This window comes from Aquitalea sp. ASV15 (genome assembly GCF_016429115.1).
Taxonomy (GTDB): domain Bacteria; phylum Pseudomonadota; class Gammaproteobacteria; order Burkholderiales; family Chromobacteriaceae; genus Aquitalea; species Aquitalea magnusonii.
In genome coordinates this window covers 1-428 of record NZ_JAELTZ010000131.1, presented here as the reverse complement: position 1 = coordinate 428, position 428 = coordinate 1, and the positions used below count along the sequence as shown (strand labels likewise).

The window sequence follows — 428 nt, the reverse complement described above, 5'->3', positions numbered from 1 at the left end:
GTCAGGCATTGCATGAAGGCGGTGGTGTCTGCGTTCAGATAATGCGCGCCGGTGGTGTGGAAGGCGCAGTTGCAGCTGGTGGACACATGCACCATGGCCGGGATGTCGTACTCCACCATTTTTTCGTAGATGGGGTACCAGTGGCGGTCGGACAGCGGCGGGCTGGTCCAGTGGCCGCCGGACGGGTCCGGGTTGAGGTTGATGCCGACAAAGCCGTAGTCCTGGATGCAGCGTTCCAGCTCCGGAATGGAAGTGGCCGGGTCGACGCCGGGCGACTGCGGCAGCATGGCGGCACCGATGAAGTTGTCGGGGAACAGCTGGCTGACGCGATAGCACAGCTCATTACAGATGGCCGCCCAGGTGGAGGAGGTGTTGAAGTCGCCGATATGGTGGGCCATGAAGCTGGCGCGCGGGCTGAAGATGGTGAG

At 62.9% G+C, this 428-nt stretch carries 1 protein-coding gene; it reads right to left on the bottom strand.

Features of this window, described 5'->3' with window-relative positions; genetic code table 11:
• Positions 1 to 428: amidohydrolase family protein (locus tag JHD64_RS21150; RefSeq protein ID WP_199055588.1), on the bottom strand; the 428-nt coding region annotated here is incomplete at both ends.